The following is a 16486-nucleotide window of genomic DNA, read 5'->3' on the forward strand; positions in this document are numbered from 1 at the left end:
CGGGACGACGGTTCCCGCTCGCCGCCCGGAACGTGCTGCGCACCGGCCGCCGGTTCGGCGACCGGGGACCGGTCGGCACCCGGGTCCGCGCCGAAGCCACGCCCGACCCGCTCGTGCCCCGCGGCGTGCGGCGCACGGTCCTGGTCGAATCCAGCCGCCGTGCGGTCCTGGTCGAACCCGGGCGCCCTGTGGTCCTGGTCGAAACCGGCGGGCGTGCGGTCCTGGTCGAAGCCGGCAGCCGTGCGGTCCTGGCCGGGGGCGCCCAGCGTCCGCTCCGCGTGGGGGCCGTCCGGGGCGCGGCCCTGGCCCGGCCCACCGGTGGCCCGGCCCTGGTCGAACTCCCCCCGTGCGCCGTCCGTGCCGGCGGCGACCGGGTCGGCGTCCCGGTCCTCGCGGAAGGCGCGGTCCGCGCCCAGCGCGCGGTCGACGCCGGCGAGCCGATCGCCGGCCGTCGCGCGATCGCCGGCCGTCGCGCGGTCGCCGGTGGCGGGCGCGGCATCGACCGCGCGCTCGGTGGGCGGGCGCTCGGTGGGCGGCGGGAAGCGGCGCGGATCGGGTGCCGACGGCCCCGGCGCGTAGTGGTCGCTCCAGCCGCGCGTCGGGCCTGCGGCCGACGGGGGCTCGTCGGCGGCGGCACGGTCGGCCGTCGGCGCGTGGAAGCCGGGCGGCACCTCGAAGCCGCTGGCGGCGGTGCCCACCGGCGGGACCTGGACGGCGGGGGGCGCAGAGGTCGGCAGCCCCGGCTCCGACCAGCGGTTCTGGCGGCCGGCCGGCGGGTCCTCGGCGGAGCGCCGGACCGGACGCGCCTCGGGGTCGGTGAACCCGTGCTGCGTCCCGGGCGGCTGCTCGGCCGACGGCGCCGGGCGCTGTGCGGGCACCACCAGCCGGTCGTTGCCCGGGTCGCGGCGCTGGTCGCCGAGGATGCCGGGCGGGGCGCTCACCGGGACCTGGCGGTCGACCGGCGCGTCGTCGGCGGCGTGGTCGACGCCGTTGGCGTGGTGGCCGTTGACCCGGGCCGGCGGCTCGGTCGCGGCCGGCGGGCCGGGCAGCGGTGGCGGCAGGTCGCCGTGCTGCGGGGACGAGGCGGCCCAACCGGGGGACGGCTCGGGCGGACCCCATGGCGAGGCCGGCTCGCGGGGGCCGGAGATCTCCCCGCCCCGGGACCAACTGGCCGCCGGGGGCGCCCACCCGTTGCCGGAACGGGCCAGGTCGTCCTGCGGACCCGTCCCGTCGCCGTGCTCCCCCGGGTTGGCGGCACCGGGTTGCCCTGTTTCACTCACCGCGCACTCCTTGGTCGCCCCCGCTGAGGCTACCGTGTGGTGACAGTGGCGATAAGTTACAGCGGCGGGCCAATTCCGCGACGGGTCCCCGGGCCCCGACCGGTTCGGGTGAATTGCCGGCTCGTACGAAGAGACTCGGAGGTTCCCATGACCGCTGTGGGGAACGGTGCCCAGACCGCCGGCCGGCCCACCCGCCTGCCCCGTTCCGCGCGCCGCAAGCAGCTGCTCGCGGCGGCCCAGGAGGTGTTCGTCGCCCAGGGCTACCACGCGGCCGCGATGGATGACATCGCCGAGCGGGCGGGAGTCTCCAAGCCCGTGCTCTACCAGCACTTCCCCGGCAAGATGGACCTCTACCTCGCCCTGCTGGACACGCACTGCGACGCGATCCTCGCGAAGGTCGACGACGCCATGCGCGGCACCAACGACAACAAGGAGCGCGTCGGCGCGTCGGTGCGGGCGTACTTCGACTTCGTCGACCACGAGAGCGAGGCGTTCCGCCTCGTCTTCGAGTCGGACCTGCGCAACGACCCGGCGGTGCGCCAGCGCGTCGAGCGGGTGGAGCAGGGCTGCATCGCGGCGATCACCGACACCATCATCTCCGACACCGGGATCAGCCGGGCGCACGCCGAACTGCTCGCCTCCGGCCTGGTCGGCGCGGCCGAGACCGCCGCGCAGTTCTGGCTGGCCCGTGGCCGGCAGCTGCCCAAGGCCGAGGCGGAAGCACTGGTCGCGGCGCTCTCCTGGCGGGGCATCGCCAGCTTCCCGCTGCAAGGTGAGTCAGCCTGAACATCCGGCCCCGAGATCGGATAGCCTTCCCAACGGCGGCTCTTTCGCCCGAATGAGGAGGCACAGTGGAGGTCAAGATCGGCGTGCAGTACGCGCCCCGCGAGCTGGTCCTGGAGAGCGCGCAGTCGCCGGCCGAGATCGAGCAGATCGTGACCGACGCCTTCGGCAAGGACGAGGGCACCCTCTCCCTGACCGACGAGAAGGGCCGGCGGGTGATCGTGCCGGTCAACAAGGTCGCCTACGTCGAGATCGCCGAGGCGTCGCCGCGCGCGGTCGGGTTCACCGTCCGCTGAGTGGTCCGGTCGGCCGCGACGGGTGACCCGACGATCGCCCGTCGCGGACGCCCGGTTCGCGGTCAGTTGTTCAGCCCGGCGGCGGCCATCCGCGCGGCGTGCGCCGCGGTCAGCCGCCCGAACAGCCCCGGCACGTCCACCCGCCCGCTCTGTGCGACGAGCGCGGTGAGCGCCCCCCGTTCGGCGGCGGCCACCCGGCCGGCCTGTGACAGTGCCTCGCCGACCAGTCGCCGCGCCCACATCGAGAGCCGGCCGGCCACCTTCGGATCGGCCTCGACGGCCGCCCGGATCTCGGCGACGGCGAAGTCGGCGTACGACGAGTCGTGCAGCACGTCGAGGACGAGCTGACGGTCCGGCTCGGCGAGGGCCGCGGCGATCTCCCGGATGAAGTCGTCGGTGATGGCGTCGCCCACGTACGCCTTCGTCACCGCCTCCGCCCAGTCCCTCGGCTCGGTCGAGTCGTGGTACGCCTGGAGCGGCTCGACGTACGGCGCCATGGCGTCGTCGGGCAGCACGCCGAGCGCGGCGAGCCGGTCGGCCAGCCGCCGGTAGTTGCCGATCTCGGCGGCGGCCATCTCGCCCAGCGCCGCCCGCCGGCGCAGGTCGGGGGCGAGCCGGGCGTCGACGGCCATCCGTTCGAAGGCGAGCAGCTCACCGAAGGCCACCAGGCCGAGCAGGTCGACGACGGCGCGGTCGGGCAGATCGGTCGCGGGCACGAGCGCAGGCTACCGCCCGCCGGCAAACCGGCCAGAAGTGACACAGGTCACACAGGTGGCCCCCGGCGTGGCGCGTGCGGATGGAATCGGGACGACTCCGGGTCGGTTCAGGTAGCATGGAGCAGTTGCCGCGGGCGCCGACCTGACCCAGGTTGATCCGAGCGATCAGCCGGTCCGGTCGAAGTGTGAGGCCCGCGGCGCGCGTGCGGCCCGGTCCGGCAGAGGCATTCAGCCGCCGACCGTGTGGCCCGCGCCACACCGAACGCGCCCTGACGGACATGCCGGGGCGCACCCACGAGAGGGCACCCCCAAATCCATATGAGCGAGCTGACTCAAGACCTGACGGACGGCCAGGAACTGGCCGCCACCGCTCCGGTGCGCCCGGAGGCACCCACCTTCGCCGAGCTGGGCGCGCGTCAGGAGACCGTCGACGCGCTGGCCGCGGCCGGCATCACCCGCGCCTTCGCCATCCAGGAGTACGCGATCCCGATCGCGATGCGCGGCGTCGACATGATCGGCCAGGCGCCCACCGGCACCGGCAAGACCCTCGGCTTCGGCGTACCGCTGCTGGAGCGGGTCTTCGCGCCGGGCGAGGGCAGCGACGGCGTGCCGCAGGCACTGGTCGTCGTGCCCACCCGTGAGCTGGGCATCCAGGTGGCCAAGGACCTCGCCGCCGCGGGCAAGACCCGGGGCGTGCGCGTGCTGCCGATCTACGGTGGCGTGGCGTACGAGCCGCAGATCGACGCGCTGCGCAAGGGCGTGGAGATCCTGGTCGGCACCCCCGGCCGCCTGATGGACCTGCAGAAGCAGAAGCACCTGCGGCTGGACCGGGTCCGCGCGCTGGTGCTGGACGAGGCCGACCGGATGCTCGACCTGGGCTTCCTCGACGACGTCGAGAAGATCCTGGCGATGCTGCCGGAGGACCGGCAGACCATGCTCTTCTCGGCGACCATGCCGGACCCGATCGTCACCCTCTCCCGGCGCTTCCTGCGCCAGCCGATGACGATCCACGCCGGGCACACCGCCGAGACCGGCCCGTCGCCGCAGACCGAGCAGCTGGCCTACCGCACCCACTCGATGAACAAGGTCGAGATCGTGGCCCGGATCCTCCAGGCCGAGGGGCGCGGGCTGACCATGATCTTCACCCGCACCAAGCGGGCCGCCGACCGGGTCGCCGAGGACCTCGACTTCCGTGGCTTCGCGGTCGCCGCCGTGCACGGTGACCTCGGGCAGGGCGCGCGCGAGCGGGCGCTGCGGGCGTTCCGCGCCGGCAAGATCGACACCCTGGTCGCCACGGACGTGGCCGCCCGGGGCATCGACGTCAGCGGCGTCACCCACGTCATCAACTACGACTGCCCCGAGGACCAGGACACGTACACCCACCGGATCGGTCGTACCGGCCGGGCCGGGGCGACGGGCGTCGCGGTGACCTTTGTCGACTGGGACGACATGCCCCGCTGGCGGATCATCGACAAGACGCTGGGCCTGGACAAGCCGGAGCCCGCGGAGACGTACCACACGTCCCCGCACCTCTACACGGACCTGCACATCCCCACCGACGTCAGCGGCACCCTGCCGACCGCCGAGCGCACCCGCGCCGGGCTGTCGGCCGAGGTCGAGGAGGACCTCGGCGGCGGACGGTCCCGCCGGGGTGAGGGCGGCCGGGGCGCCCGGCGCGGCGAGGGCCGTGGCGAGCGTGGCGAGGGCCGTGGTCGCGGCGAGCGCCGCTCGGGCCGCGCCGGCGCTGCGACCAGCGCGCCCGAGGCCGACGCGCCGGCCGACACCGCCGACGAGGAGGGTCCCCGCGTCCCGCGTCGCCGTCGGCGTCGCCGCGCCGGCGAGACCGTCGCGGGCGAGCCGACCACGGTGATCACCGCCGAGGCCACCGACGCCCCGGCCGCCGCCGAGGGCGAGGCCGCGAAGCCCCGCCGCCGCCGGCGCCGTCGTGGTGGTGGCTCCGCCGCCGGTACGCCGGCCGAGGCGACCGCCGACTGACCGACGTACGTCACCCGAGATCCCCCGGACCGGTGCACCCGGTGCCGGGGGATCTCCTCGTCCGGGCCGTGACCCGCGGGCTGGGCGGACGCGACACCACCGGCGAGCCCCCGCCGGGACGCGCGCCGGGCAGACCGCCGGTCGACGAGGAAGATGGAGCAATGCCCGAACCACTGGACGCCGCCCTGACCGAGGTCCGGGCACTGCTGCTCGACCCGGCGCTCACCCGTGCGGTGGCCGCCGGGCGCCGGCGTGGACACCGCCCCTCGATGGTCCGCGCCGAACTGCGGCCGGTCGCGCTCAAGGCGGGCCCCCGGTTGCAGATCTCCACCTCCGACGGCTCCCGCCCGTACACCCGAAACGTGGCCCCCGGCCCGGAGGCGGACGCGGCGGTGGACGCGCTGCTGGCCGAGCCGTTCGGCAACTGGCACGTGGAGACGGCCGACGCGACGCTCCAACTGCGGGTCACCAAGTCCGGCGAGGCGCAGGTGCACCGGGCCACCGCGGCCCGGCCCGCCGCCGAGCCGGGTGGGCACGACCGGGCGAAGGAGTACCTGCTCGACCCCGGTGACCCGATCTTCGCCGAGATCGGCGGCTCGGCGGCGAAGCGGCGGCAGGTCGACGCGTTCCTGCGGGCGCTGGCGGCGACCCTCCCGGACGACCTGACCGGTCCGCTGCGGGTGGTCGACCTGGGCTGCGGCAACGCGTACCTGACCTTCGCCGCGTACCGGTGGCTGGCGCAGCGGGGGGTCGACGTCGAGCTGGTCGGCGTGGACGTCCGGGAGGACCAGCGGCGACGCAACACCGAGCTGGCCGAGCGGCTGGGCTGGGCCGACCGGGTCAGCTTCGTGGCCGGCACGATCGCCGACGCCGTCGTGGAACCCGCCCCCGACCTGGTGCTGGCCCTGCACGCCTGTGACACCGCCACCGACGAGGCGCTGGCCCGGGCGGTGCGCTGGCAGGCCCGCTGGGTGCTCGCCGCGCCGTGCTGCCACCACGACGTCGCGGCCCAGCTGCGGGCGCGGCCGGCCCCGGCCCCGTACGAGCTGCTGACCCGGCAGGGCATCCTCCGGGAGCGCTTCGCGGACGTCCTCACCGACGCGCTGCGCGCCGGGCTGCTCCGGCTGCACGGCTACCGGGCCGAGGTGGTGGAGTTCGTCGACTCCCGGCACACCCCGCGCAACCTGCTCATCCGGGCACGACGCACCGGCACCGCGCCCACCGCCGCCCAGCGGACGGAGTACCGGGAACTCGTCGACCAGTGGGCGGTCACCCCACGGCTGTCGGCGCTGCTGCCGCCGGTGCCCGCGCCGGACGAGCGTGGTCGGGCGGTCACGGAGACCGCCAGCCGCGTGTGATCCACGCCATTCCGCAGGGTACGGAGTCCCGCTCACGAGACGGTCTGGTCGATCAGTCAACTGTTTCCCTGCCTTTCCGTACTACCCTCGGAGTCGCACCGCCGGGTGCCGGTCGGGAGGGAAGACCCGCAGGGATGGGTTCCGTAGAGGTTTCTCCACAGATGGCCTTCGCACGTTTCGTACGGCGCGCCATCGACGACGCCCGCGAGGAACGCGGCTGGACCGTCACCGACCTGGCGTCCCACACCGGCGTCGGTCGGTCGACCGTGTTCCGTTGGCTCGCCGGAGACTGGCAGGACTACCCCGAGCTGGCCAAGGTGCGCGGCTTCTGCGCCGCGCTGGACCTGCCGGTCGCGGCCGCGTTCCGCGCGCTCGGCCTGCCCGACGCCGGTCCCACGCCCCGCCGGCGCGTCGACGACGGCCCGGTCGAGGCGGACGTCCGGGTGATCCTGCAACGGCTCGCCGACCCCACCGTGCCGGCCGAGGAGAAGCACCACATCCGCGACCTGCTGCGCTACCTGGCCCGCCGCCCCATCCGCCGCGCCGGCTGAGCACCACCAGCGGAAACGTGCCTCACCCGGCTTCGGGCGGCATCCGCGAGGTCAGGGCACCGTGAGCGTGAACTCGGCGGTGCGCACCACGCCGGCGACCTGGAAGTCCAGGTAGAGCCGGTAACGGCCCGGGTCGGGCGTGGTCACCCAGAACGTCACCGCCCCGTCGACCGGCTGCGGCTCGGGGTGGACGTGCAGGTAGCCGAGATCCCCCTCGCGCAGGGCGACCAGGTGTCCGTACGCGCCGAGGTAACGCTCCAGCGCCGAGGGCCCGCCGGCCGAGTCGACACGGAAGGTCAGCGGCACGGTCACGCCGGCCTGCGGGGTCCCCTGGTGGCTGACGGTGAAGCCGTCGACCGTGGCCGAGGACGCCGGCGCCGGCAGCGGCCTCGGCTGGTAGCCGCCCGGCGCGGTCAGGTCCACCCCGAGGGTCACGGCGGTCTGCCGGCCGTCGTCGGCGAGCGCGGTGAAGTCGGCGTACGCCCGCCAGACGCCCGGCTGCGGCAGGGCCAGCGGCACCGACCAGGTGCCGTCGGCCGCCATCGTGGGGTGCAGGTGCTGGTAGCCGGTCAGGTCCCGACGTACCACGATGAGGTGCATCGGCTTCTCGTGCACGACCGCGAACCGGGTCACCGGGCGGCGTTGCGCGTCCCGGACCAGGAAGCGCAGCTCGCCCGCGCGGCCGGCGGTGAACGTGGCGGTCAGGGGGGTGAGCGTGTAGCCCGCCGAGCTGATCGAGAGACCGGCGGCCTGCGCCGCCGCGGCCTGGTCGACGCCGTGCTCGTGGGCGCCCGTGCCCGGCGGGTGGCTGTGGCCGGTGAGGGCGCTGTCCGGTCCCGCCGCCGCGGACGGGCCGCCGCCGTTCAGCCGACCGAGGCCGAAGCCGAGCAGGACGGCGAGCACCAACCCGCCGACGACCAGCGCCAGCCGGACGGTGCCGCGGTCCGGCACGGCCGACACGTGCTCCGGCCCGGCGGACGCCTGCTCCGGCGAGACCGGCGCGCCGTCGGACGCGACCGGCGCCTGGTCCGGCGCGGTCGGCCCGCCGTCGGGCGCGGTCGGCACGTGCTCCGGCGCGGCCGAGGCGTGCTCCGGCGCGGCCGACACCTGGTCAGGCACCGCCGCCGTCCCGGTCGCGAACGGGCTGCTCATCGGTCATGCCGCCCACGCTACCGCCCGTCGGCACCGCGCCGGCCCGCCGGTGGCGCGGCGTGGCGACGGTCGCAGTCCGCCCCCACCGGGAACTGTCCCGACCGGTCCGGACACGACGCCGGGCGGTGGGCGGGCAGCCGGCGGTGGGCGGGCGGCGCCGGACGCTCAGCCCGCCACGGCCAGGGCGAGCGGGAGCACGTCGGGGGCGCCGGCCCGGCGTAGCTCCCGGGCGGCCATCGTCATCGTCCAGCCCGAGTCGACCAGGTCGTCGACGAGGAGCACGGGCCCGTCGAGCCCGGCGAGGGCGGCGGCCAGGTCCTCCGGCACGGCGAAGGCGCCGTGCAGGGCGCGTACCCGCTGGGCGCTGTTGCCGCGCGGGCCGCCGGCCGGCGCGCCGGTCGGCGTCACCTGGCCGAGCAGCGGCAGCCGGCCCACGGCGGCGATCCGCTCGGCGAGCGAGCCGACCAGCCGGGGCCGGCGGCGCGAGCCGACCGCGACCACCCCGACCGGGCGGCGCGGCCACCGCTCGTCGCCGTGCGCCCACGCCTTCAACACCTCGACCACGGCGGCGGCCACGTCGTCGGGTACGGCCACGTCCGCCGCCTCCGGCCCGACCAGGTCGCGCAGCCGGCCGCCCCACCCCAGGTCGGAGAGCCGCCCCACCGCGCGCCCCGGCAGCGCCTGCTCCGCCGGGGCGATCCGCCCCTTCAGCGGTACGCCGACCGCCTCCAGCCCCGTCGGCCAGAGCTTCTTCGGCGTGATCTCCACCCCCGGCCGGCCGAGGAAGGTCTGCGCGGCGCTCAGCGCCACGTCCGACACGTCGGCCGTGAACAGCGGGCCGGCGCAACGGTCACAGCGGCCGCAGTCGGCGGCCCCGGCGTCGTCCAGGCACTCGCGCAGGTAGCGCAGCCGGCAGTCGGCGGTGCTCGCGTACTCCCGCATGGCCTGCTGCTCGGCGGTGCGCGCCTCGGCGACGCGGCGCAACCGGGCCTCGTCGTAGACCCAGGGCTCCCCGGTGGCGAGCCAGCCGCCGCGCACCCGGCGGACCGCGCCGTCGACGTCGAGCACCTTGAGCATCAGCTCCAGCCGGGCCCGGCGCAGGTCGACGATCGGTTCGAGGGCCTGGGTGGAGAGCGGACGGTCGGTGTGCAGGGCGGCCAGGACGGCGCGGACCTGCGCCTCGGGCGGGAAGGCGAGCGAGGCGAAGTAGCGCCAGATCGCGGCGTCCTCGGTGCCGGGCAGCAGCAGCACCTCGGCGTGCGCGACGGCGCGGCCGGCACGGCCGACCTGCTGGTAGTACGCGATCGGGGACGGCGGCGCGCCGAGGTGCACGACGAAGCCGAGGTCGGGCTTGTCGAAGCCCATGCCCAGCGCGCTCGTGGCGACGAGCGCCTTGATCTTGTTGTCCAGCAGGTCCTGCTCGGCGGCCCGCCGGTCGGCGTCCTCGGCCTGCCCCGTGTAGGAGGCGACGGCGTAGCCCCGGGAACGCAGGAACTCGGCGGTCTCCCCCGCCGCGGCGACCGTCAGCGTGTAGACGATGCCCGAGCCGGGGAGCCGGTCCAGGCGGTCGGCGAGCCAGCCCAGCCGGTGTGCCGGGCTCGGCAGCTCGACCACGCCGAGGCGCAGCGACTCCCGGTCCAGGCTGCCGCGCAGCACGAGGGCGTCGCCCAACTGCTCCGCCACGTCGGCGGTGACCCGGGCGTTGGCGGTGGCCGTGGTGGCCAGCACCGGGGTGCGCTCGGGCAGGTTGCCCAGGAACGTACGCAGCCGGCGGTAGTCCGGCCGGAAGTCGTGCCCCCAGTCGGAGACGCAGTGCGCCTCGTCGACCACCAGCAGGCCGGTGGTGGCGGCCAGCTTCGGCAGCACGGTGTCCCGGAAGTCCGGATTGTTGAGCCGCTCCGGGCTGATCAGCAGCACATCCACGGCGCCGGCGTGGATCTCGGCGGTGATCTCGTCCCACTCGTCGAGGTTGGCGGAGTTGATCGTGCGCGCCCGGATGCCGGCCCGGGCCGCCGACTCGACCTGGTTGCGCATGAGCGCCAGCAGCGGCGAGACGATCACGGTGGGCCCGGCGACGCCTTCTGCGCCGGCCGCCTCCCGGTCCCGCAGCAGGGCGGTGGCCACGAAGTAGACCGCCGACTTGCCCCACCCGGTGCGCTGCACGCAGAGGACCCGACGACGGTCGACCACCAGCGCCTCGATCGCCCGCCACTGGTCCTCCCGGAGCCGGGCGTGCTCGCCGGCCAACCGCCGCAGCACCGCCTCGGCCCGCTCCCGTACCGCCGTCCGATCCTGGCTCATCCGGCATTTCTACCAGCTCCGGCGGACGTTGCCCGCTTCCGCGAGACGGCGGACCGTCCGGGGGCACGGCGCCCGAACGCCCTCGGACGGGGACGGTCCGCGTGCGGGTCGGCCACCGGTGCAGCCGGGGGCCCGCGTCACCACCACGCTCGGCCCGGTCGACGGCGTGCCGGACGACCGCACGGACGGCCGGGCGGGCCCTCAGGGCCAACGCGGCGGCACGGGCGCGTGCCAAGATCTGCGGCGGCAACTGTCCAGCTAGGAAAGAGAATCATGCGAATGACGCAGCAGACCGGCCGCGCCGGCAGGGTCCGGCGGGTCGCGGCGGCAGCCGTCTCCCTGGTGGCCGCGACCTCCCTGGTGGCCGGGTGTGGCAACGACGACGCCCAGGACGCCCCGGCGGCCTCCTCGCCGGTCCCGTCGGCGTCCCCGTCGGCCAACCCGAAGAGCACGCTCCTGGCGGCGGTGCCGGACGAGGAGGACCCGGCCTTCCGGTTCAGCGGCAGCGACCCGACCGGCGTCGTCACCGGCGTGGTGGACCCGGCGGGCAAGGGCATGGACCTCACCGTGACCGAGAAGGACAAGGAGCTCGACTTCACGATGAAGCTCTCCTTCCGCCTGATCGAGCAGCGCTCCTGGATGAAGGTGAGCTTCGACGGCGCCGAGGAGCTCAGCAGCATGCTCAAGCTGCCGAAGAAGTGGATGGAGCTGGACCACGCGAAGCTGACCGACCCGGCCAGCGTGCCCTACTACGAGGGTGCCGACCCGGGCAACACCGGCGCGATCCTCGGGGCGATGGGAGACACCGTGACGGACCAGGGCGGCGGGACCTACACCGGGACCGTGGACCTGACCCACGGCGAGCACGTGCGCCAGGCCATGGCCGACGCCGTGGACGTCGACGCGCTGGGCGCCGCGGCGAAGACGATCCCGTTCACGGCCGTCGTCGGGGCGGACGGGAACCTCACCTCGCTGACCCTGGAGATCCCGGCGGTCGGCAAGCTCAAGGCCACGAAGTACGTGGTGAAGTACTTCGACTTCGGCAAGGCCCCGAAGGTCACCGTGCCGACGGGCAGCCAGGCGCAGAAGGCTCCGGCGTCGGCATACGAGCTGCTGAACAGCTGACGTACGAGGACAGGAAGGGGCCGCGGTCGCACGAGAGGGCCGCGGCCCCGACTCCCGCGGGCCGTCGGTCCCCGTCCACGTGCAGGCCCCGCCGATGACGAGCCGGCGCCGGGCGGCGGCGGCTGCGTCATCGGCGGGCCTGGGCCCGCGCCGTCAGGGGCGGCGGGACGGGGTGCGCAGGGAGTGCTTCAGGAGTGCCAGGCGCGGGGCGAGGCTGGCCAGGCCGCCGGGGAAGAAGTAGACGGCCAGGATGAAGACCGTGCCGAGCACGAAGAGCGGCTGCGACAGCGGGTTGCTCAGGAACGCCGGCAGGGCCTCCACCGCGTCGGACGTGCCGAACGCGACCAGCCGGTGGTCCAGGTACATGTAGAGGATCCCGCCGATCACCGGGCCCCACCGGGTGCCCGGCCCGCCGAGCACCACCATGACCAGCAGCGCCAGGGTCCACTCGGAGGAGGTGATGTGCGGCGAGGCGCCGCCGACGATCAGGACGTAGACCGCGCCCCCGGCCGCCGCCAGTCCGCCGGCCAGGGTGAACGCCACCAGCTTGAACCGGTACGGGTCGAGCCCGAGCACCCCGATCCGCCGCTCGTCGTCGCGCAGGCCGGCGAGCACCCGCCCGGTCGGCGAGCCGGAGACCCGGTGCACCACGAAGACCACCACGACCAGGTACGCCAGCGCCAGCCAGTAGAGGTTGACGGTGTTGGTGACCCCGACCAGCCCCTCGGGCAGCCCGGAGACGTCCAGCGGCAGCCCTTCCTCGCCGCCGGTGAGCCCGCCGAAGTCGCGGGCCACCAGGATCGCCCCGACCTGGGCGAAGGCGAGCGTCACCATGGCGAACGCGATGCCGACGGTACGCAGCGCCACCGCGCCGAGCAGCGCGGCGAGGATCGTCCCGCCGGTGGTCGCGAGCAGCGCGGCCTGCCACAGCGGCAGCCCCGCCTTGGTGACGAGGATGTCGGTGCCGTAGACGCCGGCGGCGAAGTAGAGGGCGTGCCCGAAGGAGAGCATCCCGGTCCGCCCGAAGAGCAGGTCGTACCCGGCCGCCAGGCCGCCGAAGACCAGGCAGACGGCGAGCAGTTGCAGGGTGCCCGGGGAGTTCAGCGCCCCCTCGAAGATCCCCGGCAGGTGCAGCGTCGAGTACGGCAGGATCAGCGCGACCACCAGCGCGACCAGCGGCAGGTACGGGCGCAGCCCGTGCCACCGTCGGCGCCCCGGCGTCAGCTCGTCGGGCACGGCGGCCGGCGGCGCCGGCACCTCGGGGCTCTTGACCTCGGTCATGCCGTTGCCACCTTTCCGGCGATGCCCTGCGGGCGCAGCAGCAGCACCACGGCCAGCAGCGCGACCACGCAGATGTCGCCCAGCCCGGAGGTGCCGTAGTAGTTGACGAACTGTTGGGTCAGGCCGACGGCGACGGCCGCGTACGCGGACCCGATCACCGAGCCCATTCCGCCGATGACCACCACGATGAACGCGAAGATCAGCAGCGAGCCGCCCTGGCCGGGCGAGACGGTGCCGAAGTAGACGCCGCCGAGCGCGCCGGCCAGCGCCGCCGCCGCCCCGCCGATCGCGAAGACCAGGGTGAACGCCTTGCGCACGTCGATGCCGAGCGCGGTGACCATCTCCCGGTTCTCCACGCCGGCCCGGATGATCAGGCCGTAGCGGGTCCAGCGGAGGAAGGCCAGGATCGCGCCGAGCACCAGCACCGCGGCGATGATCAGCAGCAGGCCGCCGTTGGGCACGTTGGCGCCGAGGATCCCGGTGACCTGCCGGGTCCACTCGGGGCGCGGGAACGGCCGGGCGTCCGCGCCCCAGGTCGCCTGGAGCAGCGCCACGCCGGCCAGCGAAAGGCCGACGGTGACCAGCACCTGCTCGATGGTGCGGGAGTAGAGCGGCCGGATCAGCACCAGCTCGACGAGCACCGCCACCAGCGTGCCGGCGGCCACCCCGAAGGCGACCGCGACCACGAAGCCGAAGCCGTCCGACCCGGCGCCCGGCAGGTTGCCCGCCGCCCACCAGGTCCCGTACGCGCCGACGCCGAGGAAGACGCCGTGCGCGAAGTTGAGCACGTCGGCCAGGCCGAAGACCAGGGAGAGCCCGCTGGCGACCAGGAAGTAGAGCGCCGCCAGGCCGAGCCCGGTCAGCGTCAACAGGATGACGGTGTCCATCAGTGCTCGTCCTTCCGTGCGCCGGCCGGCGTACCGGCGGGGTGGTGTCCCTCGGCCGAGCCGACGCCCAGCAGCGACTTGGTCAGGGCGGTCTCCAGCAGCAGTTCCTGCGCGTCGCCGGTCCAGGCGACCCGGCCGGCGGCCAGCACGACCGCGTCCCGGGCGAGCCGCCGGACCACGGCCAGGTTCTGCTCGACCAGCAGCACCGGCACGGATTCGGCGACCCGTTCCAGCACCTCGGCCACCTCGGTCACCACCTTCGGCGCGAGCCCCTTGGTCGGCTCGTCGACCAGCAGCAGCCGGTTGTCGTTGAGCAGCACCCGGCCGATCGCGAGCATCTGCTGCTGCCCGCCGGAGAGCGAGCCGGCCCGTTGCCGTCCGCGCCGGTCCAGCTCCGGGAAGAGCGCGAACACCTTGTCGTACGCCGGGGTGCTGCCCCGCCGCTCGGCGAGCCGGAGGTTCTCCGCGACGGTGAGCCCGGCGAAGACGCACCGGTCCTCGGGCACGTAGCCCAGCCCGCCGCGGACCAGCCGGTGGGTGGGCCGGGCCAGCAGGCTCTGGGCGCCCATCCGGACGGCGCCGCGCACCTCGCCGGCGGGCGGGGTGAGGCCGACGATCGCGCGCAGCGTGGTCGTCTTGCCCACGCCGTTGCGCCCGAGCAGGACGGTGACGCCGGTCGGGGCGACCGTGAAGGACACCCCCTGGAGGATGTGCAGCCCGGCGATGCGGACCGACAGGTTCTCCACACTGAGAATGGGTTCCACTAGAGCGACTCCCCCAGGTAGGCCTCTTGCACGGTGGGGTTGGCCATCACCGTCTCCGGGGTGTCGCAGGCCAGCAGCGCGCCGTGGTGCATCACGGCGATCCGGTCGGCCAGTTCCAGGATGACGTCCATGTGGTGCTCGACCATCAGCACCGACCGGCCGCTGTCGCCGGTGAGCGAGCGGATCACCGCGACCAGCTCGGGCACGTCCTCGGCGCTGACCCCGGCCATCGGCTCGTCGAGCAGCATGACCCGGGGCTCCCCGGCGAGCAGCAGGGCGATCTCCAGCTTCCGCTTCTCGCCGTGGGCGAGGGTGCCGGCCAGCGCCGTACCCCGGTGGGCGAGGCCGACCCGGTCGAGCGCCGCGTCGGCGGCGGCGGCGACCTCCCGGTCGGCCGCCGCCCGCCGCCACAGCTTCATCGAGCCCCCGCGGTGCGCCTGCACGGCGAGCCGGACGTTCTCCCGCACGCTGAGCGAGCCGAAGACCGAGCTTGCCTGGAAGGTACGGCCGAGGCCGAGACGGGCCCGCTGGTGCGGCGGCAGGGAGCCGATGTCCTGCCCGTCGAGGGTGATCCGTCCTTCCGTGGCCCGGCGGATACCGGTGATCAGGTTGAACAGTGAGGTCTTGCCGGCGCCGTTGGGCCCGATGACGCCGAGGAACTCCCCGGGCGCCAGGTCGAGGTAGACGCTGTCGACGATGGCGACCTCACCGATCCGCCAGGTCAGACCGCGGGTGGCGAGCATCTGGTGTCAGCCCTTCATCGCCACGGCCGGCGGCGCGGACTCGTCCCCGGTCAGCGCCTTCTGGGCGGTGGCCGTGAACGCGGTGCCGCTGCCGGACAGCTTGGCCTGGAACATCGGCTGGAGCAGCGCGTGGTCCTCGGCGCGGATGGTCATCTTGCCCTTGACCCCGTCGAAGCTCCAGCCCTCCAGCGCCTTCACCATCTTCTCGACGTCGTCGCCGCCCTCCTCGATGGCCCGTACGACCATCTGCGCGGCGGCGAAGCCGTCCGGGTGGAACAGGTCGACGGTGCCGACCTTGGCCTTCAGCGCCTTCACGGCCTCGTTGTCGGAGGCCCCGTCGAAGTAGTGCGACAGGAAGGAGATCTTGCTGCCGGCGGCGCCGAAGGTCGGCCACGAGGCGCGGATGTCCAGACCGGTGACGACCGTGGTGGAGGAGAGCACGCCCTGCTGGTCGAGCGTCTGCCACATCGCGGGGGCGGTGGTGCCGGCCCAGGCGACGAAGAGCAGGTCCGGCTTGGCGGACTTGATCTGGCTGGCGAACGGGGTGAACTCGGTGGCGCTGGCCGGCGCCCGGACGCTGCTGACGGCCGCGCCCGCGCCGCCGATGACGGCCTTCACGGCCGCCTCGTTGGCGTCGCCGAAGGCGCCGTCCTGGGCGAAGACCACGACCTTCTTGCCGGCCGGATCGCCGATGAACGACTTGGCGGTGACCACGTCCTGGTACGACTGCCGCCCGGAGCGGAACGTGTACTTGTTGGCGCCGGTCACCGCGTCGGTGGCGGCGGGACCGGAGATGAAGAGGACCTTGTTCTGCGCGGCGATCGGGGCGACCTGGAGGGCCACGCCGGAAGCCGTCGAGCCCGCGATGATCTTGTTGCCCTTGCCGATCAGGTCCTTGGCCGCGGAGACCGCCTTCGCCGGGTCACCCGCGTCGTCGACCTCGGTGACCTCGACGGCCCGGTCGCCCACCTTGTTGGTGCCCTTGGTGGCGAAGTCGAGGCCGGCCTTGAATCCCTCGATGTACTGCTTGCCGTAGCTGGCGAGGGCTCCCGACTGGGAGTAGACCAGGCCAACCTTCACCGGGGCGGCGCTGTCGCCGCCACCGGAGGCGGTGTCCTGCGGGCTGCCACAGGCCGTGGCGGCGAGCGCCGCGGCCATCATCGTGGCGGCGGAGAGGAACACCCGCCGCGTCGTCCGGACCGTCATTGCGACTCCACGTGAGGACTCGGAGGTAGGGAACTCATATGACGGCTC

Annotated in this window: 14 protein-coding genes; 6 read left to right on the plus strand and 8 right to left on the minus strand. The window is 74.5% G+C overall.

The window, feature by feature from the left end; genetic code table 11:
* The first annotated feature begins 1427 nt into the window (after positions 1 to 1427).
* Positions 1428 to 2066 carry a TetR/AcrR family transcriptional regulator gene (locus RM555_RS19570; RefSeq protein WP_132230849.1) on the plus strand — a complete coding sequence of 213 codons (639 nt, stop codon included), beginning with the start codon at positions 1428 to 1430 and terminating at the stop codon, positions 2064 to 2066.
* Between the two features lie 65 nt (positions 2067 to 2131).
* Positions 2132 to 2359 carry a DUF3107 domain-containing protein gene (locus RM555_RS19575; RefSeq protein ID WP_088960194.1) on the plus strand — a complete coding sequence of 76 codons (228 nt, stop codon included), beginning with the start codon at positions 2132 to 2134 and terminating at the stop codon, positions 2357 to 2359.
* A gap of 62 nt (positions 2360 to 2421) precedes the next feature.
* Here RM555_RS19575 and RM555_RS19580 read toward each other — a convergent pair whose 3' ends face one another.
* Positions 2422 to 3075: a ferritin-like fold-containing protein gene (locus tag RM555_RS19580; protein ID WP_311413111.1), complete on the minus strand. Its 654-nt coding sequence runs from the start codon at positions 3073 to 3075 to the stop codon at positions 2422 to 2424.
* A gap of 318 nt (positions 3076 to 3393) precedes the next feature.
* On the opposite strand from RM555_RS19580, the gene RM555_RS19585 reads away from it, so the two are divergent.
* The 3 genes from RM555_RS19585 to RM555_RS19595 all read left to right on the plus strand — a co-directional run bounded on the left by RM555_RS19585 (position 3394) and on the right by RM555_RS19595 (position 6979).
* Positions 3394 to 5070: a DEAD/DEAH box helicase gene (locus RM555_RS19585; protein ID WP_311413112.1), complete on the plus strand. Its 1677-nt coding sequence runs from the start codon at positions 3394 to 3396 to the stop codon at positions 5068 to 5070.
* 161 nt (positions 5071 to 5231) lie between these two features.
* Positions 5232 to 6428: a class I SAM-dependent methyltransferase gene (locus RM555_RS19590; RefSeq protein WP_311413113.1), complete on the plus strand. Its 1197-nt coding sequence runs from the start codon at positions 5232 to 5234 to the stop codon at positions 6426 to 6428.
* A gap of 134 nt (positions 6429 to 6562) precedes the next feature.
* Positions 6563 to 6979 carry a helix-turn-helix domain-containing protein gene (locus RM555_RS19595; protein ID WP_311413114.1) on the plus strand — a complete coding sequence of 139 codons (417 nt, stop codon included), beginning with the start codon at positions 6563 to 6565 and terminating at the stop codon, positions 6977 to 6979.
* 51 nt (positions 6980 to 7030) lie between these two features.
* Here the strand turns inward: RM555_RS19595 and RM555_RS19600 are convergent, their stop codons facing one another.
* Together RM555_RS19600 and RM555_RS19605 are read right to left on the minus strand one after the other, a co-directional pair.
* Positions 7031 to 8131: a hypothetical protein gene (locus RM555_RS19600; protein ID WP_311413115.1), complete on the minus strand. Its 1101-nt coding sequence runs from the start codon at positions 8129 to 8131 to the stop codon at positions 7031 to 7033.
* 165 nt (positions 8132 to 8296) lie between these two features.
* Positions 8297 to 10432: a RecQ family ATP-dependent DNA helicase gene (locus tag RM555_RS19605; RefSeq protein ID WP_311413116.1), complete on the minus strand. Its 2136-nt coding sequence runs from the start codon at positions 10430 to 10432 to the stop codon at positions 8297 to 8299.
* 279 nt (positions 10433 to 10711) lie between these two features.
* Between RM555_RS19605 and RM555_RS19610 the strand changes: the two genes are divergently transcribed.
* Positions 10712 to 11557 (plus strand): hypothetical protein, encoded by an 846-nt coding sequence (locus RM555_RS19610; RefSeq protein ID WP_311413117.1) that lies wholly within the window; start codon positions 10712 to 10714, stop codon positions 11555 to 11557.
* A 153-nt stretch (positions 11558 to 11710) separates the two neighbouring features.
* On the opposite strand, the gene RM555_RS19615 is transcribed toward RM555_RS19610, so the two are convergent.
* The 5 genes from RM555_RS19615 to RM555_RS19635 are packed head-to-tail and all read right to left on the minus strand — an operon-like array spanning position 11711 to position 16438.
* Positions 11711 to 12838, minus strand: a complete 1128-nt coding sequence (locus RM555_RS19615) for a branched-chain amino acid ABC transporter permease (RefSeq protein ID WP_311413118.1) — start codon at positions 12836 to 12838, stop codon at positions 11711 to 11713.
* Positions 12835 to 13725, minus strand: a complete 891-nt coding sequence (locus tag RM555_RS19620; protein ID WP_311413119.1) for a branched-chain amino acid ABC transporter permease — start codon at positions 13723 to 13725, stop codon at positions 12835 to 12837. The genes RM555_RS19615 and RM555_RS19620 overlap by 4 nt, the downstream gene beginning before the upstream one ends.
* Positions 13725 to 14489 (minus strand): ABC transporter ATP-binding protein, encoded by a 765-nt coding sequence (locus RM555_RS19625; protein WP_311413120.1) that lies wholly within the window; start codon positions 14487 to 14489, stop codon positions 13725 to 13727. Before RM555_RS19625 ends, RM555_RS19620 begins: the two co-directional genes overlap by 1 nt.
* Positions 14489 to 15232, minus strand: coding sequence for an ABC transporter ATP-binding protein (locus tag RM555_RS19630; protein ID WP_311413121.1), 744 nt, complete (start codon positions 15230 to 15232; stop codon positions 14489 to 14491). The genes RM555_RS19625 and RM555_RS19630 overlap by 1 nt, the downstream gene beginning before the upstream one ends.
* 6 nt (positions 15233 to 15238) lie before the next feature.
* The gene (locus RM555_RS19635) at positions 15239 to 16438 is read right to left on the minus strand and encodes a substrate-binding domain-containing protein (RefSeq protein WP_132230839.1); all 1200 of its coding nucleotides are present in this window, start codon (positions 16436 to 16438) and stop codon (positions 15239 to 15241) included.
* Positions 16439 to 16486 lie beyond the last annotated feature (48 nt).

The sequence above is a fragment of the Micromonospora reichwaldensis genome (genome assembly GCF_031845925.1).
Taxonomy (GTDB): Bacteria; Actinomycetota; Actinomycetes; order Mycobacteriales; family Micromonosporaceae; genus Micromonospora; species Micromonospora reichwaldensis.